This is a genomic window from Silvimonas sp. JCM 19000, assembly GCF_054652575.1.
In genome coordinates, this window is record NZ_BAAIHC010000011.1 from 63,123 (window position 1) to 85,358 (window position 22,236).

General features: G+C 60.8%; 14 protein-coding genes. 11 read left to right on the top strand and 3 right to left on the bottom strand.

Features of this window, described 5'->3' with window-relative positions; translation table 11 throughout:
• Positions 1 to 663 precede the first annotated feature (663 nt).
• The gene (locus ACYQ1A_RS11770) at positions 664 to 1,830 is read left to right on the top strand and encodes an acyltransferase family protein (RefSeq protein ID WP_499362211.1); all 1,167 of its coding nucleotides are present in this window, start codon (positions 664 to 666) and stop codon (positions 1,828 to 1,830) included.
• A gap of 94 nt (positions 1,831 to 1,924) precedes the next feature.
• A complete protein-coding gene (locus tag ACYQ1A_RS11775; protein WP_499362213.1) occupies positions 1,925 to 3,220 on the top strand; it encodes a diguanylate cyclase in 1,296 nt (431 codons plus the stop codon).
• A gap of 11 nt (positions 3,221 to 3,231) precedes the next feature.
• Here ACYQ1A_RS11775 and ACYQ1A_RS11780 read toward each other — a convergent pair whose 3' ends face one another.
• A complete protein-coding gene (locus ACYQ1A_RS11780) occupies positions 3,232 to 6,987 on the bottom strand; it encodes an alpha-L-fucosidase (protein ID WP_499362215.1) in 3,756 nt (1,251 codons plus the stop codon).
• A 239-nt stretch (positions 6,988 to 7,226) separates the two neighbouring features.
• Here ACYQ1A_RS11780 and ACYQ1A_RS11785 point away from each other — a divergent pair, with 239 nt between their 5' ends.
• The 9 genes from ACYQ1A_RS11785 (at position 7,227) to ACYQ1A_RS11825 (ending at position 19,250) form a co-directional block, all read left to right on the top strand.
• Positions 7,227 to 7,952, top strand: a complete 726-nt coding sequence (locus ACYQ1A_RS11785; protein WP_499362217.1) for a response regulator — start codon at positions 7,227 to 7,229, stop codon at positions 7,950 to 7,952.
• A 4-nt stretch (positions 7,953 to 7,956) separates the two neighbouring features.
• Positions 7,957 to 10,563, top strand: a complete 2,607-nt coding sequence (locus ACYQ1A_RS11790; RefSeq protein WP_499362220.1) for an ATP-binding protein — start codon at positions 7,957 to 7,959, stop codon at positions 10,561 to 10,563.
• A gap of 332 nt (positions 10,564 to 10,895) precedes the next feature.
• Complete coding sequence (locus tag ACYQ1A_RS11795; RefSeq protein ID WP_499362222.1) at positions 10,896 to 11,780, top strand: fimbrial protein; 885 nt, start codon at positions 10,896 to 10,898, stop codon at positions 11,778 to 11,780.
• 324 nt (positions 11,781 to 12,104) lie between these two features.
• The gene (locus tag ACYQ1A_RS11800; RefSeq protein WP_499362224.1) at positions 12,105 to 13,106 is read left to right on the top strand and encodes a fimbrial protein; all 1,002 of its coding nucleotides are present in this window, start codon (positions 12,105 to 12,107) and stop codon (positions 13,104 to 13,106) included.
• Positions 13,107 to 13,258: 152 nt separating this feature from the next.
• Positions 13,259 to 14,530 carry an ABC transporter substrate-binding protein gene (locus tag ACYQ1A_RS11805; RefSeq protein WP_499362226.1) on the top strand — a complete coding sequence of 424 codons (1,272 nt, stop codon included), beginning with the start codon at positions 13,259 to 13,261 and terminating at the stop codon, positions 14,528 to 14,530.
• A gap of 3 nt (positions 14,531 to 14,533) precedes the next feature.
• Positions 14,534 to 15,451, top strand: coding sequence for a carbohydrate ABC transporter permease (locus tag ACYQ1A_RS11810; protein WP_499362227.1), 918 nt, complete (start codon positions 14,534 to 14,536; stop codon positions 15,449 to 15,451).
• Position 15,452: 1 nt separating this feature from the next.
• Positions 15,453 to 16,304 (top strand): carbohydrate ABC transporter permease, encoded by an 852-nt coding sequence (locus ACYQ1A_RS11815; RefSeq protein ID WP_053939790.1) that lies wholly within the window; start codon positions 15,453 to 15,455, stop codon positions 16,302 to 16,304.
• A 196-nt stretch (positions 16,305 to 16,500) separates the two neighbouring features.
• Positions 16,501 to 18,132, top strand: coding sequence for an alpha-glucosidase family protein (locus tag ACYQ1A_RS11820; protein WP_499362230.1), 1,632 nt, complete (start codon positions 16,501 to 16,503; stop codon positions 18,130 to 18,132).
• The gene (locus ACYQ1A_RS11825) at positions 18,129 to 19,250 is read left to right on the top strand and encodes an ABC transporter ATP-binding protein (protein WP_499362232.1); all 1,122 of its coding nucleotides are present in this window, start codon (positions 18,129 to 18,131) and stop codon (positions 19,248 to 19,250) included. The genes ACYQ1A_RS11820 and ACYQ1A_RS11825 overlap by 4 nt, the downstream gene beginning before the upstream one ends.
• 97 nt (positions 19,251 to 19,347) lie before the next feature.
• Here ACYQ1A_RS11825 and ACYQ1A_RS11830 read toward each other — a convergent pair whose 3' ends face one another.
• A complete protein-coding gene (locus ACYQ1A_RS11830) occupies positions 19,348 to 20,241 on the bottom strand; it encodes a YihY/virulence factor BrkB family protein (protein ID WP_499362234.1) in 894 nt (297 codons plus the stop codon).
• Positions 20,242 to 20,407: 166 nt separating this feature from the next.
• Entirely contained in the window at positions 20,408 to 22,039 is a 1,632-nt protein-coding gene (locus tag ACYQ1A_RS11835) for a methyl-accepting chemotaxis protein (protein WP_499362236.1), read from the bottom strand.
• Positions 22,040 to 22,236 lie beyond the last annotated feature (197 nt).

Consider the following 22,236-nt stretch of genomic DNA (forward strand, 5'->3'; position numbering starts at 1 on the left):
GCCCCGGATTACTTCGGCATGTCTTTTACAAATGTCCGAATCAACGGCGCCGCCAACTATTGCTTGAGAAGCAATTCCCGCCTACCGCGCCCAGGGCGCCAGCCCAGAAAATGCCCGCAGGGGTCGCTTTTGGCAATGCGCCCAAAGCGGTCAAAACAGTAGCCTTTACGCATGCGTTGCTCGGCCCCGGTAGCGAATTCCCGATCGCAGCGAAATTGCCAATCCGGCCATTCGCCTGAGCTCCATAGCCGATCAAAACCTGCGACGGCTGATCGGGCCGAACCGAGGCCCCGCCCCCGTCCACATTCATCACTTCATCCAATGTCAATTCACGCATTTTCAAAACTCCCGAAGATGCAGCTGGGACGCGCTGCCCGTTAGCAAGTACAGGACTTTTGCATGACATAAACTCCGGTCCGATGGATTGCAAAAAAATAGCCTGGCCGCCTGCCGCCTGAATACCGTTTTTTTTACGCTACCTTTTGCGTTATTTTCTATTGCCGATTAATAATTGCGGCGAGCCGCAGCGGCAATAACTTCAATTTCAATAACCCAAAGATTCGTCGCATATTCGCAAATCAAGCCGACACAAGCGCGGCGTGCGCTGCCTGGGCTGAGGTATCATCCGCAGCTTCGCCCTTCCACCCTCAAGAACTCTTTGCGATGACTTTGCCTCTTCCGCCCGCGCCAGCCGGTTCCATCCGTTATGCCGAACTGGAAAGCCTGCGCGGCATCGCGGCTTTGCTGGTGGTGTTGTTTCATATTCCGGCATGGAACAGCACATTGCATGAGCTGGCCATCATCCGGAATGGCGCGCTGATGGTGCAGTTGTTTTTTGTGTTGTCCGGCTTTGTGATCTACACGGCGTATGGGCAAAAACTCCACGATTTGAATGCGGTATTGAAATTCCAGTTTTTGCGGCTGGGCCGGCTATATCCGGTGCATTTGTTTATGCTTGGCGCATTTACCCTGATGGAATTCGCCAAATATCCGCTTGCGCGGATGGGATATAACCTGGGCCAGCCTTTTGCCTTTAATACCTGGCCTGCATTTTTTAAACAATTGTTGTTATGGCAATGCATAGGGCCCAATAACGTTGGCTTTACCTTTAATGGTCCGGCCTGGTCGATCAGCGTCGAGTTTTATACCTATCTGATCTTTGCCGTGGTGGTGTGGCTGGCTCCGCGCGGCAAGCTGTGGCTGAGTGCCGGGCTGGCTGTCGGCGCCATGGCGGCGATGCTGGTGGGCGCACTGCACGATTACATCAATCTGGTCTGGTGTGTGGCTGGGTTCTTTTTGGGGTGTCTGGTCTCGGCGCTGGTGCAGGCGCGCCGGATCAGCTTGCCGTCCGCTGCACCGTGGCTGGCCTTTGCCGCTTTGCTGGCGTTTCTGCAGTTCAACCATCAAGTGCGCAACGATGTGGCGATCTTTCCGCTATCGGCCTTGCTCATCCTCGGCATCGTCTGCGGCCGCCCCGGCAGTTTTCAGCGCATCTTGCGCTGGCGGCCGCTGCAATGGCTCGGAGAACTGTCATATGCCATCTATATGATCCACGCCTTTGTGCTCGATTTTTTTATCCGCGGCTTGTTTTTCGGCCTGTATGACCGCGTGAGCGATACCGACAATCTGCCACATCTGAATATGGCCGAGGCATTGCTGGTCTACGCTGCATTTATCGGCGTGACTTTATTGGCGGCGCAAGGCTTGCATCGCTTTATTGAAAACCCGTGGCGTGAGCGCAGTCGGCGCTTTGCCAAGCGTGGGCCCTTGGGCCTGGTCTGGCTGGTGCTGCTGGCGTTGTTCTGCATCGTGCAGCTTCTGAACCGATAAGAAACACTTGTTGCACCCGGTTTGGAGGCCCTGCGCGCCGCGTAGTACATTGGCATACCGGGCGTAAGCTCCGTTTTTTCTGGCAGGGCATGGCATGGCGCGTCTATCCAGCGCATTGATTTATCTGTTTGGTGCCGATCGGGCGGCCTTGACGCTTACCGGGCAGCAACTGGCGGTGTTCGGCTTTGAAGTCCAGAGCTTTGACCGCATTGCCGAACTGCTGGCTGCCATGCACTCCGCAGCCCCGTTTGCCGTGCTTATCGATACCGCCGGGCCCGGCGTGACGCAAGGGCTGGAAACGCAGATTCCGCTGATCAAACGGCTGGCGCAAGGCCCCATCTTTATGGCGATTTCGGGCGAGCCGGTGTCGCGCCAGATTGCCTGGATGCGTCTGGGTATTACCGATTTCGTCAATCGCCCGCTCGATATTCAAAAGCTGGTGGCGCGGCTGGATCAGCAACTGGACCAGAGCGCGCCCGAGCCGTATCGCGTGCTGGTGGTGGATGATTCCGACGCCATGCTCAAATGGCTGGAACACACGCTGGGCCATGCCGGCATGCATGTGCACAAAACGCATGATCCGCTCGATGTGCTGTTGCTGATGGAACGGCACAAGCCCGAAATCGTCATCCTCGACGTGTATATGCCGGAATACGAGGGCGACGAGATGGCGCGCATCATCCGGCAGCAGCCGCGCTTTGATGGCGTGCCCATCGTGTTTTTGTCGACTGAGACCAATCGCCCGCGCCAGTTGATGGCGCGCTCGATGGGCGGTGATGATTTTCTGGTCAAGAATATGCCGCCAGAAGAACTGGTGGCCGTGGTCAGCATGACCTGCGAGCGCTATCGCCGCTTGCGCCAATGGATGACGCGCGACAGCCTGACGCTGTTGCTCAACCACACCACACTGATTGAATCGCTCGAAACCGCCGTGCCGCGCGCGGTGCGCGAGCAGGATGTGCTGTCCTTTGTGATGATCGACATCGATCATTTCAAGAACATCAACGACCAGTATGGTCACGTCGCGGGCGATCATGTCATTCAAAGCCTGGCGCGCTTGCTGCGGCTGGGCATGCCGCCGGGCGCGCTAGTTGGGCGTTATGGCGGTGAGGAATTCGCCATCGTGTTGCCTGGCGTTGCGCCCTTGCAGGCCGCCCATTTGATCGACGGCTTGCGCCAGCGCTTTGCCGCGTTCCCGCAAGGCGCGGAAAAAGTCGCTACCTTTTTTGCTAGCTTCAGCGCCGGGGTTGCGCCCTTGCATCCGGGCCAGAGCGCGCAGCAACTGGTGGAGGCCGCCGACCTGGCGCTGTATGACGCCAAGGCCCGCGGTCGCAATCAGGTGCTGCTGTACTCCGCCAGCGGCACGCCCTCCGGCGCGCCCGGCAAGTAGCGGGGTGGGCATCAGGGCGCAGGCGGATCAAACACCACCGCCAGCCCGCGCTTGACCGACGGATGCGCCATCCACAAACGCCAGAGCAAGCCGCTGCGGTAATTCTCGATCATCAACAGACTGATGCCCTTGATCAGGCCGCTGACCGCGCTGCTATACCACGGCTTGGGCAGCGACAGGTTATAGGCGTCGACCAGGCCGTAATTGCTCCACAGATAAGGGTGGTCCTCATAAAAGTGGCGTAACGCCGCCAGCGATTCGGTGGGGGTAAACGGCATGGAGCCGATCGCGCCAGACGGCGTGACCGTGCCATCCAGATCATGCTGGTCATTGCCGTTGTTGCGGCCCGACGGCGGCGCGCCAGCCACCACATAGCCATTCGGCGTGCCGACTGCGGTATTGCCCCAGTCGTTGGGCCCGAGCGAGGGGTACAGATCGCTGATATCCACGCAGAAATGCCGGTTGGCCAGGGTGGCGCGCACCGAGTTGGTCCACCAGTCCACGCCTTTGCGATCAGTCACCTGGCGGAAATCCAGCCAGGCGTGCGAGAACTGATAGCAGAACAGCACCCCGCCAAAGGTATGCACCACGTCGCCGCTGCCTTTATAGCTGCCCACCGGTCGATTCAAGGCGTAGAACATGGCGGCCGTATCGGCGGGCGCATGCGTGGTCGAGCCTGCGGCCAGCGGGTACATGCAGAACTGCTCGGCGTAATCACCCCAGCTGGAGGCATCGTCAAAGTTGGTATCCGGGCTCCATGACATATAAAACGCGTTGCGCGCCGGATTGATGTAGTTGTCCCATTCCACCCGGTCATAGATTTGCTGGGCGACGTCAAAGATCTCGCCGCCAAAGTATTGCGCGGCGGTCAGGATGCCGTTGAGCGCCAGCATGGTGTCGACGGTGGACACCTCGCTGGTGGAGACCAGCGTATCCATATTGATGAAGTGATAGAAAAAGCCGCCGTGATGCGGCACGTGGTCACGCACCGAATACAGCGTGGCCAGCACCCGGGCGCTGGCCACGTCCCGCGCCACCCAGCCGCGTTCCACCCCGATCACGATGGCGCTCAAGCCAAAGCCGATATCGGCAATGCTGGCGGTACGGCTGCCTTTGTCGCCGGCAAACAAACCGTAGCCGGGCGCTCCCGGCGTCAGATTGGCTTCGCGCCAGAAAAAATCAAAGGTGGCGTGCGCTTCGGCATCCAGCAGGGCGTCATCGCTCAGTTTGGGCAAAGGCGGTTGCGCGGTCTGGTACAGCCCCAGGCCATAAAAGCCCGGCCCGCTTGAATCGCGCAGGCCGGTGATATTGATGCGCAGCTTGTCGGTGCTCAAGCCGCGCCCGAAATTGATAGCCCGGGTGCTATCGGTGCCGCTATACACATCGCGCCAGCCATCGCCATCCGGTACCTGAATGCTGAAGGCGGTGATGCGCGGCCCGGATTTGTCGACGTACTCATCGATCCGCATCACATCCATCAATTGCGGTCGCCCCAGATCAAGCTCAAACCAGGCCGACTTCACGTTGTCGCTGGAGGCCCAGCGCGTATTGGCGGCGCCGTCCACGGCATGCGCAGTTTGATAATCGGCTTTGTTGTACCAGACGCTGCTGGCGCTGGTCTGTGCGCCCAAGGCCAGATTGGCCGGGCTGCGTAGCGGCAGCCAGCTGTCGTCGGCGTCGATCACGCTAAAGCTGTACAGGCTGGGCCCGCTTTCACTGGTGGCGCTGCTGATATCCAGCCGCACTTTGCTGCAATACACCGGCTCTGCCAGGTAGCCGATGTAATCCACCGGGGGCACGCTGCCGCGCAGCAATACCTGCCACGCGCCGTTAATCCAGCCAGAAATACTGAAGTCGGCGATATTGGGATTGTTCTGCACAAAGCCGATCTGGGTAACGCGTTCGTCCACGCCCAGGTCCACCTCCAGCCACAAGGGCATCACATTCGACATGGTGGCCCAGCGGGTTTTGCCGTCGCCATCGGTGGCCAGTTGCGGACCGTGGCCCGCGATATCGCTAAACCAGACATTGTTGGTGGTGGTGGTGCGGAACAAGGCTTTGTCCGGATATTGCGCCGGTTCTGGATAGCCCTCGGTGTGGAGCACCACCACCGCGCCCAAGGGGTCGGGCATTTGTGCTGGCACTTTGATCAGCACCAGGCCGGCGCTGATCTGCCATTCCAGCGGCTGCTCGGGCGCATTGAGTAACCAGGCGCCGATGATGGTTTGATGCGGTTTTTGCACGCGCACGATGGCGTCGTCAGGCCATTGCAACAGGCTGATATAAGTCTTGTCGGGCATGGCCGTGGTGCACCAGGCCTGCGGCTGCGCCGCCACCGACAAGGTGCCCGCGCGGGTGCCGTACACCGCATCGCCCCAGATGCCCAGCCAACGGCCCACTTCGCCCAGAGTATCCACGCAAGGCTGCGGAATCTGTCCGTCCGGTGTCGGCCCGGTGTTAAGCAGATAGTTGCCGCCCTTGCTGGCGCAATCCAGCAGATTGCTCAGCACGGTGACGCTGTTTTTCCAGTGCGTATCGGTAAAGCTGTAAGCCCACGAGTTATTCATGGTCATGCAGCTTTCCCAATGCGTGGATTGGGTGCCCGCCGGAATGCTTTGCTCCGGCGTGGTGTAATCGCCGTGGCCGTAACCGATGCGGTTATTCACGATGATATTGGGCGACAGATAGCGCAGAAAATCGCGGAGGGACTGCGAGTTGGTGTCATCCAGAAACCCGGCCCAGCCGCCGTCGAACCAGATCAGCGCTGGATCGAAGATCTCGATGACTTCTTTAAGATGCTCGCGCAATTGCGACATATAACGCTGCGCTTCGATCGAGGTGGCGCAGGCGGCCTGGGCGATCGGGTCTTCGCCGGCGGCGGCATAGGCGGCGTCGACGGCCACGGCATTGGGGTTGCTCCAGTCCAGCAGCGAGTAATAGGTGCAAAACACGATGCCGCGCTCGCGGCAGGCAATGGCCAGCGGTTCCAGCAAGCTCAGATGGCAATCCGAGGTATCGACCACGTCATACGGCGCAAAGTCGATCACATTGCTATCAAAGATGGCGTAGCCGTCGTGGTGTTTGGTGGTGATGGTCAGATAGCGCTGGCCGGCGCTGGCGATGACATCGGCCCAGGCATTGGCATCGTAATGCTGCGGATTGAAGGGTTTGCAAGCCAGATCGATATAGTCCGGCTTGCTGATCTGGTGGGTGTTCATATACCACTCGCCTTTGCCCAGCACCGAGTACGCGCCCCAATGCATCATGTGGCCAAAGCGGGCGCGATCAAACCATTGCATGCGACGCAGCATCTGGTCTTCCGGCTCGTGTTCCCAGCGCTGGGTGGGCACCAGCCAGTTGAGCGCGCCATCAAAGCCATCAGGAAACACCAGGTAGATATCGTGCATGCCACTCGCCACATCGTGGCGATGGCTGCTGATATTGGGCAGCAAGATTTGCGGCTCGGGCGTGCTCAGGCAACTGAGGGTCCATAACGCCGGGCTGGTTGGACTATCCAGACAGATCTGGATGCGGCGCCCGCCGCTTTGCCACGACGCCAGCAACAAAAACGCGGTGTATTCGCCCCCAGGCAGATTGCCGTGAAAACGCAGCCAGCCTTTTTTGTCGACATGCGTCACCGCCAGCCCGGGGTTGTGTCGGGCGCTGCCGTCGTAATGGGTGAGCGACACATTGTCGACACTGGCCGTGGTCACCGTACCGGAATGATCAAGGTACTGGTGGGCATAGATAATCTGGTTGGCGCTCATGCTGCGCTCCTGGTTTGATAGCAGAAGCTCACTATCGCCAGCGGGCGCGCCGGTCGAACCTTGTATATCGGTTGAATATGGTGTGTGCGGGTTGGCCCGGCCGGGCCGGCGCAGGCGCGCTGCGCCGATGCGCGCCGCCATCCAGCTACCGCAATCCCCTTACATGCACGGCACGCGGCAAGGCCATCGTCTACAGTGCGTAGCAGCACTCTGCACACTACGACTCTGCTGAAAAAACCATGACAAGCAAACATACGATCGCCGTCCTCGACGACGACGCAGAAGTACGGGCCTGGTTAAGCCATCTGTTGCAAGACGCGGGCTTTGCCCCACGCCCGGCGGCCGACAGCGCGCAATTACGCCAGATCATGGCCCAGCACCAGCCCGCCCTGATCATTCTTGATTTGCGCTTGCGCGGCGAAGATGGCCTGACCATTGCGCGTGAACTGCGCCAGCAATCCAGCGTGCCCATCATCATGATCAGCGGCCAGGGCGATGAGACCGATCGCGTGCTGGGGCTGGAACTGGCGGCCGATGATTTTCTGACCAAACCGTTCTCCAGCCGCGAATTGCTGGCGCGCGTGCGGGCGCTGCTGCGGCGCAGCACCGAGCTGTCGGCGCCCAGGGTCGCCAGCGACGGCCACGCGCCGCGCCTGCGCTTTGGCGACTGGATTCTTGATCTGGGCCAACGCATGCTGGCCAGCGTGGGCGGCGAAGAATGCTTGCTCACGCGCGGCGAGTACGCGCTGCTGGCGGCGATGGCGCAACAACCGCTGCGGGTGTGGTCGCGTGACCAGTTGCTGGAACACACGCGCGGCCTCGATATCGACGTTTACGATCGCACTATCGATGTCTTGATCCTGCGGCTGCGGCGCAAGATCGAGACCAATCCGCGCCAGCCCGCGCTGATCCGCACCGAGCGTGGGGCGGGTTATCTGTTTGCCTCGCCGGTGGTACGGCTGTAGCGCCATGCGCCGCCGGTTTTTGCGCCCGCTGCTCGGGCTGATTGGCGCCACCAGCATCCGCACCCGGCTGATCACGGCGTTCTTGCTGCTGTTTGGCATTACCCTGGCCGTGGCGCTGGTGGGCATTACCGGCATGCGCGCCAACCAACGGGCGCTGGATGAATACGAAGCCAACGTGGTGCCCGAAATCGCCCGCGTGCTCAAGCTGAGCGAGAAAGTCGCCCAGGTGGCCGCAGTGGCGCCGAGCATGGCCGGCATCGATTCGCCCGACTTGCTGCGCACCGATACCGAGGCGCTGCAGAACCTGTTGCGCGATATCCGCAATCTGCAAGTGAGCCTGCCGCAAAAGGCCGAAGAACGCCTGGCCGCCTATGCCGAACTCGATGGCATCGATCACGACCTGACCAGCTTGATGGTGCAAGCCGGCGAGCAACGCCAGCTGCAAGCCATGCTGACGCAGCAACGGGCCCGCGCTGATCTGGCCGGCGATGCAGTGTTACGCCGCCACGATGACATCGCGCGCAATGCGCCCACCCTGCTGCAACTGTGGATCAGCACCGTCGCCGCCATCCAGGCCAACGACGCCGCCAGCCTGGGCCGCGCCGCCGCCGACAGCGAAGCGCTGTGGCACAGCGCCAGCGCGCGCGGCGAAGATCTGCGCGAGCCAGCGCTGGCCACCACGCTGCACAGCCTGGCCACCGGCCCTGACAATGTATTTGCCACCCGCCACGCCTGGCTGGTGGGTGAATTGCGTTCGATGTACCTGGTGCAATTGATCCGCGCCCACGCCGATCAACTCGATGCGCGCTCGGCCGGTTATGTGGAAGAACTGCGCCAGGTGGCGGAAAAGCGCCATGCCCAGGTGCGCCGGGTGGTGGCGTCGAGCGTGTCGGGGTTGTTGTTGCTGGCGGTGGCCGGCGTGGTGTTGGCGCTGGTGGGGGTGGCCTATGTGGCGCGCGTGCTGAGCAAATTGCAGCGCATGACGCGCGTGCTGGCGCGGCTGGCGCATGGCGACACCGCCCAACCGATTCCGGCGGCCGAACACCACGATGAAGTGGGCGAGCTGGCGCGTGCCTTCGACATCTTCCGCACCAATCTGCTGGATAAACAAAAACTGCTGGCGGGGCTGGATAGCCAGCAGCGCTTGTTGGAGACGGTATTCCGTTCGATGAATGACGGTGTGTCCATCCACGATGGCGCGGGCCGCCTGGTTGGCTGGAACCCGATGTTCCAAGCCCAGCTGGGCTTGCCCGCTGGCCGCTTGCGGCGTGGCATGAGCCTGATTGAACTGCGCAAATGTCTGGCCGGACCGGCGCATTGGCGGCGGGTATCGCGCGCCACGGCTACCCGCACCGATGGCGGCCGCACTCGCATCGCCAGCGCCGCCGAACTGCATTTCAACGATCAACGCATCCTGGAATTTCATTGCCAGGGCATGCCCGACGGCGGCTGGGTGGCGGTATGCCGCGATCTGACCGAACGCCGCGCGCTGGAAGCCGACCACGCGCAATCGCAAAAGATGGATGTGCTGGGCCAGCTCACTGGCGGCGTGGCGCATGACTTCAATAATTTTCTGATCACTATTCTTGGCAATCTGGAGTTGCTGCAAACCCGGCTGGTAGACCAGCCGGAAGCCAACGCCATGGCCGAACTGGCGCAACGCGCCGCGCTGCGCGCTTCCACGCTCACGCGCCGTTTGCTGGCCTTTGCCCGCCGCCAACCGCTGCAGGCCGAACGCGTGTCTATCCAGGACATGCTGGCCGAAATGCTCGACCTGGTTGAATACGCGGTGGGACCCGAGATCAACGTCACATTGCCGCCGGAAGACGGCGATTTGCGGGTAGAAGTCGATCGCGGCCAGCTCGAAAACGCCGTGCTCAATCTGGCCCTGAACAGCGCTGCGGCAATGCCCAACGGCGGCACGCTGTCGTTTACCGTGGCGCGCATCCCGCATCCGGCGCGCTTGCCTGGCGTCGACAATGCGGTGGTGCTCTCCGTGCGCGACACCGGCAGCGGCATCCCGACCTATTTGCTAGACAAGGTGATGGAACCGTTCTTTACCACCCGCCCGGCCGGTGAAGGCAGCGGCTTGGGCCTGAGCAGCGTGTACGGCTTTGTCAAACAAAGCGGCGGCGATATGCAACTGCAAAGCACAGTCGGCGCGGGCACCAGCGTGGCGCTATGGCTGCCGCAAGCCGCCGACGCGGAAGAAGCCGAAGTGCCGGTCGCCGCGCCAGCGCCGGTGCGTATCAAACGCATGCTGGTGGTGGAAGACGATGCCGAAGTACGCGATACCACGCTGGCCATGCTCAGCACCTTTGGCGTCAGCGCGCACGGCGTGAGCAGCGCCAACGAAGCGCAACGCTGGCTGGCGGAACAGGGGCCGGTGGAACTGGTGCTGTCGGATATCTCGCTGGGCCGGGGCGGCAACGGCATCGCGCTGGCCGCCGCCATTGCGCAACGCTGGCCCGCCATCAAAGTGGCGCTGATGTCCGGACTGCCGCTGGAATCGCACCGCAAACATCCGGCGTGGCAAGAAGGGCAACCGTTTCTGGCCAAGCCGTTTATGGCGGGGGATCTGGGGGCGTTGTTGGGCGGAATGTCAGCGTGAGGGTGAACCGGTGCTGCGGGGGTGGCCGTCTGGTCGGGGGAATAGAAAAACTCGGACTTGGCCTATAAGGGCGGGTGGTGGCGGCCACGCATACTTCGCCACTTTGCGGCACCCCAGCCCAGGCTGTCGCTGACCACCCCCGCCGCCCTGTTGCCTGCGTCACCCGTGTGATCCGGCGGCGGCTTGAACCGAGCGCCCCGCCCATGAAAACCGCGTTATTGCAGAAGTTGTTCCGATCCTTGCTGTTGCTGAGTTGCTTGTGCCTGGGCAGCGGCTATGCCGCAGCCGCGCCTTGTGGCGGGAGCCTGCCCTACAACCTGGAATTCTATCAAGTGGAAGTGCCTGAATCGCTGAAGCCTGGCCAGGCCTTGCCCTATGCATCGCGCGACTATTCCATCAAGTTCGAGTGCGAACGTAACACCCCGGAGTATCAAACGGCCAAGTACAAGGACATTGTCGGCTGCTTTACCTCAAGCGGGACCAAAGAGGTTCAGCCCGGCATCTATTCCACCCGCACGCCCGGCATCGGCGTCCGCATTCGAAACAGTAGCGGCGCGCTGCTGACCGGTGCGGTAGGCAAAAACTGTATGACTAAGGTTGCCACGACCAACGGGCTAACAATCGCATTGGCCAAAGGCAACTGGGAGTTAGTGAGGCTGGACGGTGCATTGCCATTGCCAACCACCTTGACGCAGGCCGATCTGCAAATGACGTTCATGCTCGCCGATACCCGGAGTATTTATTACGGCACGGTCGCCGGTTCAAATTTTCTGTTTCCCCGAGCGGAAATCGTGAAGTACCACAACACCTGCAGCGTGAGTTTCCCTACGCAGGTCACAATGGCTGACGTCAAAGCCAGCGTGTTCGGCAATGTGGGCAGCATGGTGCTCGGGTCGGCGTTCAAGATCGGCACCAAATGCACGCAGAGTGCCAATGTGGGCCTGACGCTGGATGCGGCGCCGGCTTATCCGGTCATCAACAAAGACAGCGGCACCATTGCGATGATGACGGGCAATGGCGTGGTCGCCGGCGTGGCCTTGCGCATTACTGAACCCGACACCGGGCGCAGCATTCCGCTGGGCAAGCGCCTGGACCAGGGCTCGATCAGCGCGGGGCAAATGGCGGAATATCCGTTTTGGGCGTTCTATGTGCGCATGGGGGCGGTCACGGCGGGTTCGTTGAGTAGCGGCATGGTCTTTACGTTTGACTACAAGTGACGGGTTTGCGAAAGCGGCGCCAGCTCGCATCTCTGTCACAGCATGCTTGCGTGCCACTTTGGCTGGTGGGTCTTGACGGGGACGCCGTGTCCCACCCTATGCGGCACGGGCACCCACTGCCGGATTGCCAACTGCCGGGCTGACGATCTACTGCCTCATAGTTTGATGCTTTAGGAATGTTCTCATGTAGGCCTCGGCGCGAGGCTGGGAAACTCTGGCTCTTTCCGCGCCACGGTGTTACTCCCCGCGTGCCGCCTTGCTAGTCAGGCGGCAAGCGGGCAGTCCAGCCACGTGCTGCACCAACCATCGCCCAGTGAGAACCCCATGAAATTCCTGTCCCGTAGGCAACTGATCCGCAATTGGCTGCTGGGTCTGGTCTTTGGCTTCGGCCTGCATAGTGTGGCCTTTGCAGCCTGTTCCACCCCGGATTTGCCCAAGGCCTTGCCGATCAATGCCATGCAAGTGCCGTCCAATCTTAAAACCGGTGATGTCATTCCGGGTTCGGTGCAGCCGTTTACTATTGCCGGCACTTGTACCTCCGACAACAACAACCGAGACATTGTGGCCTGCGTGTATACGCCACTGACTGAGCCGCTGCCCGGCGTCTACGCCACCACCGTCAAGGGCATCGGCATGCGGGTACGGGATAGCAACGGCACGCCGTTAGTGAACGCAGTCGGCGCTCAGTGCCAGCAAAAGATAGGCAGGGTCACCAACGGCGCATTTAATTTCAGCGGCACCTGGGAGTTGGTCCGACTGGATGGCGTGGTGCCCGCGAATGCATCGTTGTCGAGCGCTGACGGCAAATGGGCATTTGGGGTGTATCAGGCGGCAACCACGCTGAACGACCCGTATAACCAGGGCAGCGATCGCTCGATTATTTATCCGGCTGGCTCGATTTCGCTGGTCAATCTGACTTGCAGCGCCACCTGGCCTTCCGCAGTGACTTTGCCCGACGCCAAATCCAGTGACATGCCCAGCGTAGGTTCGACCACCGGCGCTGCACCGTTCAGCATCGGCACCAAATGCAATCTGAATACGTCGGTGGGGATTACGCTGGATGCCGCACCCGGCTACAGCGTGCTTGATGCGCGCCAGGGCGTGATGTCGATTACCACGGGTAGCGGCAAGGCCAAGGGCATCGCCTTGCAGATCAGCGATGGCAGCAACGATACCGTCGTGCCCTTGGGGGAACGCATCGATAAGGGCACGCTCAATGCCAACAATCAGGTCGATTACAAATTCAAGGTCAGCTACCGCCGCACCGACACCATTGCCGGTGGCGCGGTGGAAGGCGCAATGATCTTTACCTTCGATTACCGCTAGACCCGACCCGCCCTCGGCGGGTTTTTTTGCGTGTTTCAATTGTTAACACAGTCCCTCCCCGACGAAATCCGCCATTAACAATCCACGCCTTCAATACGACTCACAGTGCGGGCCACACCCCCACATCCTTCCCCCATTGAGGAGTCGTCAAGATGCGCAAATCCACCACCACTACTTTGCTGGCGCTCGCCCTCGGCCTCGCTGGCATGAATGCTCAGGCCGCGCTGGTTCGTATTGCTTGCGGTGCGACCGGGCAAGAGCTTGAGTTGTGCAAGCAATCGGCAGAGGAATGGGCCAAAAAAACCGGCAATGAAGTGCAGGTGGTGTCCACGCCCAATGATTCGAATGAACGGCTGGCGCTGTACCAGCAGATTCTGGGCAGCGGTTCCGACAAGGTGGATGTGCTGCAGATCGATGTGGTCTGGAGCGGTTTGCTGGCCACGCATCTGATCGATCTGAAGCCGTATTCCAAAGGCGTGGAGAAAGATCATTTCCCCAGCATCATCGCCAACAACACCGTGGGTGGAAAGCTGGTAGGCATCCCGTGGTTTACCGATGCCGGCCTGTTGTACTACCGCAAGGATCTGCTGGAAAAGTACAACCTGAAGCCGCCGCAAACCTGGGATGACCTGGCCACCGACGCCAAAAAAGTGCAGGACGGTGAGCGCGCGGCAGGCAACGACAAGATGTGGGGTTTTGTCTTCCAGGGTCGCGCCTATGAAGGCCTGACCTGCGATGCGCTGGAATGGATTACCAGCTACAAGGGCGGGGCGATTGTCGAGCGTGACGGCAAGGTGTCGATCAACAATCCGGGCGCGATCAAGGCCATCGATACCATCGCCAAATGGATGGGCAATATCGTGCCGAAAGCCGCGTTGAATTACGGCGAAGAAGAAGCGCGCGGCGTATTCCAGTCCGGCAATGCGGTGTTCATGCGCAACTGGCCGTATGCCTGGGCCTTGGCGCAGAAGGATGAGAGCCCGGTGAAAGGCAAGGTCGGCATCATGGCCCTGCCCAAGGGCGGCGCGGACGGGCGCAATGCGGCCACGTTAGGCGGCTGGCAGCTGGCGGTGTCGAAGTACAGCAAAAACGCCAAGGCGGCGGCCGATCTGGCGATGTATCTCACCTCGCAGCCGGTGCAGAAAATGCGGGCGATTTCGGGCGCGTATAACCCGACCTTGCCGGCTTTGTACAAAGACCCGGATGTGCTGAAAGCCAATCCGTTTATGGGCGATTTGTACACCACGTTTACCAGCGCGGTGCCGCGTCCTTCCACCGTGACGGCCAGCAAGTACAACCAGGTCAGCAACCAGTTCTGGAACGCCACGCATGATGTGCTAAGCGGCAATGGCGATGCGGCGGCAGCGTACAAGCAGTTGGAGCAATCGCTGAAGCGTCTGGCCCCGTCCGGCACCTGGAAATAAACCATGAGTACCGCCAGAGAACCGGTTTCGGTGATCGGGCAGCAGCGGCGGCGCCAGGCCTGGTGGCTGGTGTTGCCCACGCTGCTGGTGCTGGCCGCCACGGCGGGCTGGCCGTTGGCGCGCACGATCTGGTTCAGCCTGACTGACGCGCAGCTGCAAGACCTGAGCGCGCGCCAGTTTGTCGGGCTGGCCAATTACATCGGCGAAGGCGGCATTCTGCGCGATGGCGAATGGTGGCATGCGGTGGGCAACACGCTGCTGTTTTCGGTCAGCACGGTGTTTCTGGAAACGCTGATCGGGCTGGGCGTGGCGCTGTTGCTCAACACACCCTCGCGCGTGCAAGGCTTGCTGCGCGCGGCGGTGCTGGTGCCGTGGGCGATCCCGACGGTGGTGTCGGCCAAGATGTGGTCGTGGATGCTGCATGACCAGTTCGGCATCATCAACGCCATTCTGGTGGGGCTGCATCTGGTTGATCGTGGCCTGGCGTTTACTGCCGATCCGCATCTGGCTTTTCCCACCATCATCATGGTCGACGTCTGGAAAACCACGCCATTTATGGCGCTGCTGATCCTGGCCGCCTTGCAGATGGTGCCCGGCGATTGCTACGAAGCCGCGCGCGTGGATGGCGTGCCGCGCTGGCGGGTGTTCCGCTACATCACGCTGCCTTTGATCATGCCGGGCATTCTGGTGGCGATGATTTTCCGCTCACTGGATGCCCTGCGGGTGTTCGACGTGATCTATGTGATGACCTCCAACAGCCACGTCACCAAGAGCATGTCGGTGTACGTGCGCGAGCAACTGATCGATTTCCAGCAGGTGGGTTATGGCTCGGCGGCGGCGACCTTGTTGTTTTTCATCATCGCGCTGTGCACCACGCTGTATATGGGCCTGACCCGGCCCCGACTTGATGCGGACCGCTGACATGCATGATCACGATACCGGTATCCCTAAAAATCCATGGTCAGTGTTTGGCTATTACGTGGCGGTGGTGGCGGTGCTGATCTTTGCGCTGTTCCCGTTTTTTTATGCGATCAGCTCGTCGCTAAAGAAAGGCCAGGCGCTGTTTACCACCTCCTTATGGCCAGCGCATCCGTCGCTGGATAACTACATCGCCGTGTTCAAAGAGCAGCCCTTCGGCGCCAATTTGCTTAATTCGGTGATTGTGGCGACGGCGGTGGTGGCGTTTTCGCTGGGGCTGTCCTTGCTATCGGCCTATGCGCTGGGGCGGGTCAGCTTTAGAGGTCGCGGCACGCTGATGCTGTGCATTCTTAGCGTGTCGATGTTTCCGCAAGTGGCGCTGTTGTCCGGGTTGTTTGAGCTGATCCGCTTTCTGGGCCTGTACGACCATCTCGGCGCACTGATGCTGTCCGATCTGATTTTTACGCTGCCGTTTACGGTGTGGGTGCTGGTGACGTTTATCCGCGATCTGCCCAAAGAGCTGGAAGAAGCGGCGGTGATGGATGGGGTGGGGTTGTTCACGCTGATCTTCAAAATCTTTATGCCGCTGCTGTGGCCGGCGATGGTGGCGACGTCGTTGCTGGCGTTTATCGCGGCGTGGAATGAGTTTTTGTTTGCGCTGACGTTTACCTTGTCCTCGGACGAACGCACGGTGCCGGTGGCGATTGCGCTGATCTCGGGCGCCAGCAGCTTTGAGCTGCCGTGGGGCAACTTGATGGCCGCATCGGTGATCGTGACCGTGCCGCTGATCTTGCTGGTGCTGGCGTTCCAACGCTACATCGTGTCCGGGCTGACCGCTGGCGCGGTCAAGGGCTAACGCCCACGCATAGGGTGGGACTCGGCGTCCCCGTCTGACCCACCACCCAAAGTCATCGAAAAAGCACACCGCCGCGAACCGGGATACGGCTTTGAATGGTGGGTCCAGACCCACCCTATCCGCGATGCTTTTTGCTGGCCGAGTTACTCATGCGGCATTGAATGGTGGGTCCAGTCCCACCCAACAGGAGCAGTAAATGGCGACATTGTGGTGGCAAGGCGCGTTGATTTATCAGATCTATCCGCGCAGTTATCAAGACAGCAACGGCGATGGCATCGGCGATCTGCCTGGCATTACGCAGCGGCTGCCGTACGTGGCCAGCCTGGGCGTGCAAGCCATCTGGATTTCGCCGTTCTTTACCAGCCCGATGCTCGATTTTGGTTACGACGTGGCCGATTACTGCGATGTCGACCCGATGTTTGGCACGCTGGCCGACTTCGAAGCGCTGACTGCCCGCGCGCATGAACTGGGCCTGAAGGTGATTATCGATCTGGTGCTCAGCCACACCAGCGAAATCCACCCATGGTTTATCGAAAGCCGCGCCAGCCGCGATAACGCGCGCGCCAACTGGTATGTGTGGGCCGAATGCAAACCCGACGGCACACCGCCCAATAACTGGCTATCGGTATTCGGCGGCCCGGCCTGGCAATGGGATACGCGGCGTGAGCAGTATTACCTGCACAATTTTCTGGTGGGCCAGCCCGATCTCAATTTCCGCGAGCCGCAAGTGCAGGACGAAATGCTGCGCGTAGCGCGCTTCTGGCTGGATCGCGGCGTGGACGGTTTCCGCCTTGATGCCGTCAATTTCTATACGCACGACGACCAGCTGCGCGACAACCCGCCAATGCCACCGGGCCGCTATGCCGTGTCGGTGCAACGCAATAATCCGTATTCGCGCCAACGCCATCTGTACGACAAAAGCCGCCCCGAGAACCTGGATTTTCTGCATCGATTGCGCGGCGTGATGGACCAGTATCCGGGTTCAGTCACCATCGGCGAGCTGGGCGATGATGACCAGTATCTGACCCTGGCGCAGTACACCAAGGGCCAGGATTATCTGCATATGGCCTATGTGTTTGCGCTGCTGACGGCCGATTGCAACGCGCAGCATGTACACGACGTGATTGCGGAATATCTGCGCGATGCGCCGCTGTCGCAGGTGTGCTGGTCGCTGAGCAACCATGACTTCAAGCGTGTGGTGACGCGCTGGGCAGCCCTTGGTGGCACGCCATTGCAGCGCGCGCATTTGCTGATTGGCTTGTTGCTGAGCCTGCCCGGCGCGGTGTGCGTGTATCAGGGTGAAGAGCTGGGCCTGCAAGAGGCCGACGTGCCGTTCGAACACATTCAGGATCCGTACGGCAAAGCGATGTGGCCCGAATTTAAAGGCCGCGACGGTTGCCGCACGCCAATGCCGTGGACCAACACCGCCGATGTCGGCTTTAGCAGCGCCACGCCGTGGCTGCCGGTGGGTGCAGGCCATGCCGCGCTGGCGGTCAGCGAGCAAGAAGCCGATGCCGAATCGGTGCTGGCGCATTTCCGCCGCTTTACCGCATGGCGTAACGCCAACCCGTCGTTGCAGATTGGCGATATCACGCTGTTGCCCACGCAAGGCGAAGTGGCTTTGTTCTTGCGCCGCAGCCCGCAGCAAACCTTGCTATGTGCGTTTAATTTATCGGCTCAAGTGGCGCGCGTGGCCTTGCCCAAAGCCGAAGGCCGGCAAAGCCTGGAAGGCCACGGCTTTACCGCGCGCGTGGATGGTTATGAGCTGGTCTTGCCGCCGTTGCAGGCGGGTTATGTGCATCTGCACGGTTATGGAGAAGAGGCATGAGTCAGGTTGAACTGGTCGGCATCAACAAACGCTTTGGCGAAACCACGGTGATCGCGGACGTCAATCTGACCATCGCGCCCGGCGAATTCTGTGTGTTTATCGGGCCGTCGGGCTGCGGCAAATCCACGCTGCTGCGCATTATTGCCGGGCTGGAAGCGCCGTCGTCGGGCGAGCTGCGCATCGATGGCGTGCGCGTTAACGAGATGGAACCGGCCAAACGCGATATCGCCATGGTGTTCCAGAGTTATGCGCTGTATCCGCATATGACGGTGTTCGAGAATATGGCGTTTGGCTTGCGCCATCTGCATTTGCCCAAAGGCGAGATCGACCAGCGCATCGAGGTGGCGGCGCAGGCGCTTAACCTGGCGACCATGCTGCAACGCAAGCCGATTGCGTTGTCGGGTGGGCAACGCCAGCGCGTGGCCATCGGTCGCGCCATCGTGCGCAAGCCCAAGGTGTTTTTGTTTGATGAGCCGCTGTCGAATCTGGATGCGGCCTTGCGCGTCAAGACGCGGGTGGAGATCGCCAAACTGCATCGCTCGCTCGATGGCGTCAGCATGGTTTATGTGACGCACGACCAGGTCGAAGCGATGACGCTGGCCGACAAGATCGTGCTGCTGCGGCCGCTAGCGGGCAACCCGGATTTGCCCAGCGTGGCGCAGGTGGGGCATCCGCTGGAGCTGTATCACCATCCGGCCAATCGTTTTGTGGCGGCGTTTATTGGTTCGCCGTCGATGAATTTTATTGAGGGCACCATCAGCGAAGTGACGGCGCACGATGTGACGGTGAATGTGGCGGGGCAGACGCTGGCGGCGGCGGTGGAAGGGCAGGGCTTGCAGGTGGGGGCCAAGGCTACGTTGGGTATCCGGCCCGAGCACGTGCTGGTGGGCAAGGCGGGGCTGACGGGCACGGTGGCGCACATGGAGCATCTGGGCGAGCACGCTTATGTGCATCTGGACACCGCGCTATCGCCGCAGCCGTTGATTGCCAAGACGCAACTGGATGCGTTGAAGCTGGGCGAACGCGTGCAGTTCTCGCTGCCCGCCACCGCGATGCATCTGTTCGACGCCAACGGCCAGGCCATGCGGCGACAACAGCAAGAACCACTCGCCGCATAATAGGGTGGGTCGAGACCCACCATTCAAAGCCGTATCCACGAGCAGCGATCTTGGCAGGCCACTTTGAAGGGTGGGTCTAGACCCACCCTATGCGATCTCAAGAATGATGGCCGGCGGGTTCGTTCAGCGGGCGCACCAGTTCGGCGTGGGGGCTGGGTTTGATCGATTCGCCGCGCACGGTGGCGACGGCAAAGGTCAGCTCGGCGCCCAGCAGCAGGATCAACCCGGCGTAATACACCCACACCAGCAGCACCATCAGACTACCGGCCGCGCCGTAGGCATTGCCCACCGAGCTATGGTCCAGGTACATGCCGATGGCCATCTTGCCCAGCGTAAACAGCACCGAGGTCAGCAACGCGCCGGCCAGCGTGTCGTGCCACGTGATGATGGCATCGGGCAAGACTTTGAAAATGGTGGCGAAGACGGCGGTAAACACCACCAGCGAAATCGCCGCTTCCAGCGTGTGCCACACCACCGGTTCATGCGGGACCAGGATGGCAATGGCGGCGCTGGCGGTAAAAGACACGATCAACAAAAACGCCAGCGACAACAGCAAACCAAACGCGTGCAGGCGTGAGCGCAACCATGTCATGACCGCACCATTGGGCTTGGGTTGCAGGCCCCAGATCTTGTTGATCGAGGTCTGTAATTCGGTGAACACCCCGGATGCCGAAATCAGTGTGATCACAATACTGACAATACCGGCGATATTGCCTATGCCCGGCGCCTTTTGCGCGTTGTCGATCACGGCCTTGACCGCATCCGACGCCTTGGGCCCGAGCAGATCATTCAATCCAGCGACCAGATCGCTTTGATAATCCAGATTGAGTGAGGCGCAAATCCAGATCATCAGCACCAGCAGCGGTGCGAATGACAAGGCCGAGTAATAAGCCAGCGCAGCCGCGCGGGTGGTCAATTCGTCATTGCTGACGCCAGAAACAACGCGTTTGATTACCGCGCCGATAAAACGAAAGGTCACTCGGGTACTCATGATGGCGCTCGTCCGTCTGGGGGGTACGCTGCCAGTATCCGTGAGCAGCGTCACACCCGCTGCAAGCCAGCTGCGACAGTGCTTGTAGGCAGTTTTCCTGTTGCTGCGTGGTGTATGGCCAGCGCCGTGCCAGACAGCGGCGGCAAGCCACCCGGCGTGGCGGCTGCTACAGGCGGAAGTGCGTCAACTGGCTATCCAGGCCGCGTGCCAACTGGCGCAAATCGCTGACCGCCTTGTTTGCTTCGATGGCGCCGCGGCCGTTTTCTTCCGACATATTGGCAATGCGCTCCACACTGCGTGCCACGTCGGTGGCGACGGTGGATTGTTCGGTCAGCGAGGCCGAAATATCCTGGATGACGCCGATCATGCGTTCCGATTCGCTGCGGATGCGCTGGATGGCCGCACCGGCCTCGGCGGCCACGCTGGCGCTTTGCTCGATCTCGCGCACCTCGTCTGCCATATGCCCGACCGCCTCGCGTGTTCCGGCCTCGATGCGTTGCGTCATCTCGCGGATTTCGCCGGTGGCGGCGGCGGTGCGTTCGGCCAGCTTGCGCACCTCATCGGCCACGACGGCAAAGCCACGCCCTTGCTCCCCGGCGCGGGCCGATTCAATGGCCGCATTCAGCGCCAACAGATTGGTCTGATCGGCAATCTCACGGATGGTGGCGACGATGCCGCTGATACGGCCGGCCTCATGCCCCAATTGTTCGACGCTCTTGGCCACCGTGCGCGAATTGCTGGCCATCGCGGTCACACCGCTGACGGTACGTTCGATAATCCCGGCTGACTCTTGTGAAACGCGGCCCGCCTCTTGCGATACGTCCAGCGCCTCGCGCGCGCTCACGGCAACGTGGTTGATGCTGACGGTCAGTTGTTCCACCGCCGCCGCCATCGAAGACGCCGACGCGCCTTGCTGCTGCACGCTGTTTTCCATGCCTTCCGAAATGCCACCAATCTTGTCGGCACTGACACGCACATCGCCGGATGCCTGTTTGACGGCTTGCAGCATGCTGCCCAGGGTGTGTTGCATGGTTGATAAAGCGCCCAGCAATTTGCCGATCTCATCCTTGCCATCGGCGCTGATGCGGCTGCTGAAATCCCCGGCCGCCGTGGCTTCGGCCACCCGTACCGCGCTCGCCAGCCGGGTTGAAATATGCCGCCCCAACCAGGTGGCGATTACCATGGCGACCACCACCGCGATCAGGCCCCCGGCAATCAGATTGATCAAGGCCCAGCGATTGGTGCGGTCCGAATCGGCCTGCCGCACCACCAGCAAATCGGCTTCTTCCTGGGCGATGCTGTTCAGGGTTTTGCGGATGTCCGCCATCATCTGGAAGGCATTGCCATTGGCCACCCGATCGACCACGTCGTTCATGGTCTTGGTGCCGGCAATCACGCCTTTACGGATCTCGATATTCGGACCAATGCCTTGCTCTTCGTAATTGCGGTATTGCGCTTCGAGCGTTTGCAGGCGCTGCTGCTGGCGCGCGTTGTCGGCCGTCAGATTGCGGATGCGTGCCAGCGAAGTGGCAAAGTTTTTGCGGCCCTCATAGGCGGAATCCAGAAAATTATCTTTGCCCGCCAGCATATAGCCGCGCACGCCGCTCTGAATGCCAAGCAGGGCGGAATACAATTTGTCGCTTTCGACGATGACCTGATAGCTGTGTTCGGTCCATTCCTGGCTTTGTTTGGCGGCCCGGTTGCTGTAGAGCGAAGAACTGATGACCAGCACCATGATGATGATGACGGCGGTAAAGCCGGCATACAGTTTCTGGCCGATGGACAGTTGGGCAAACATGAGGCTTTCCTTTGCGTGAGGACGTGGCCCGCGACGGGGCCTGATGTGACGGAGGCATGTTCCGGTTTAGCATCGGGCCGCTGCCGGGGCAGCGCGAGCTGATACCGCGCATCAGCCACTGACATGCAAATCGGACAAAGCCCGACGGCTGGACTTGCAAATAGAACGTTGCGCGCAACTGGATTGGCCGGGCCGGG

Bases quoted from the DNA above. Each gene is read 5' to 3' on its own strand.
- ACYQ1A_RS11810 (WP_499362227.1), top strand. From the start codon at position 14,534: ATGAGTACCGCCAGAGAACCGGTTTCGGTGATCGGGCAGCAGCGGCGG.
- ACYQ1A_RS11830 (WP_499362234.1), bottom strand. From the start codon at position 20,241: ATGAGTACCCGAGTGACCTTTCGTTTTATCGGCGCGGTAATCAAACGC.
- ACYQ1A_RS11775 (WP_499362213.1), top strand. From the start codon at position 1,925: ATGGCGCGTCTATCCAGCGCATTGATTTATCTGTTTGGTGCCGATCGG.
- ACYQ1A_RS11770 (WP_499362211.1), top strand. From the start codon at position 664: ATGACTTTGCCTCTTCCGCCCGCGCCAGCCGGTTCCATCCGTTATGCC.
- ACYQ1A_RS11820 (WP_499362230.1), top strand. From the start codon at position 16,501: ATGGCGACATTGTGGTGGCAAGGCGCGTTGATTTATCAGATCTATCCG.
- ACYQ1A_RS11815 (WP_053939790.1), top strand. From the start codon at position 15,453: ATGCATGATCACGATACCGGTATCCCTAAAAATCCATGGTCAGTGTTT.
- ACYQ1A_RS11825 (WP_499362232.1), top strand. From the start codon at position 18,129: ATGAGTCAGGTTGAACTGGTCGGCATCAACAAACGCTTTGGCGAAACC.
- ACYQ1A_RS11790 (WP_499362220.1), top strand. From the start codon at position 7,957: ATGCGCCGCCGGTTTTTGCGCCCGCTGCTCGGGCTGATTGGCGCCACC.
- ACYQ1A_RS11835 (WP_499362236.1), bottom strand. From the start codon at position 22,039: ATGTTTGCCCAACTGTCCATCGGCCAGAAACTGTATGCCGGCTTTACC.
- ACYQ1A_RS11805 (WP_499362226.1), top strand. From the start codon at position 13,259: ATGCGCAAATCCACCACCACTACTTTGCTGGCGCTCGCCCTCGGCCTC.
- ACYQ1A_RS11780 (WP_499362215.1), bottom strand. From the start codon at position 6,987: ATGAGCGCCAACCAGATTATCTATGCCCACCAGTACCTTGATCATTCC.
- ACYQ1A_RS11800 (WP_499362224.1), top strand. From the start codon at position 12,105: ATGAAATTCCTGTCCCGTAGGCAACTGATCCGCAATTGGCTGCTGGGT.
- ACYQ1A_RS11785 (WP_499362217.1), top strand. From the start codon at position 7,227: ATGACAAGCAAACATACGATCGCCGTCCTCGACGACGACGCAGAAGTA.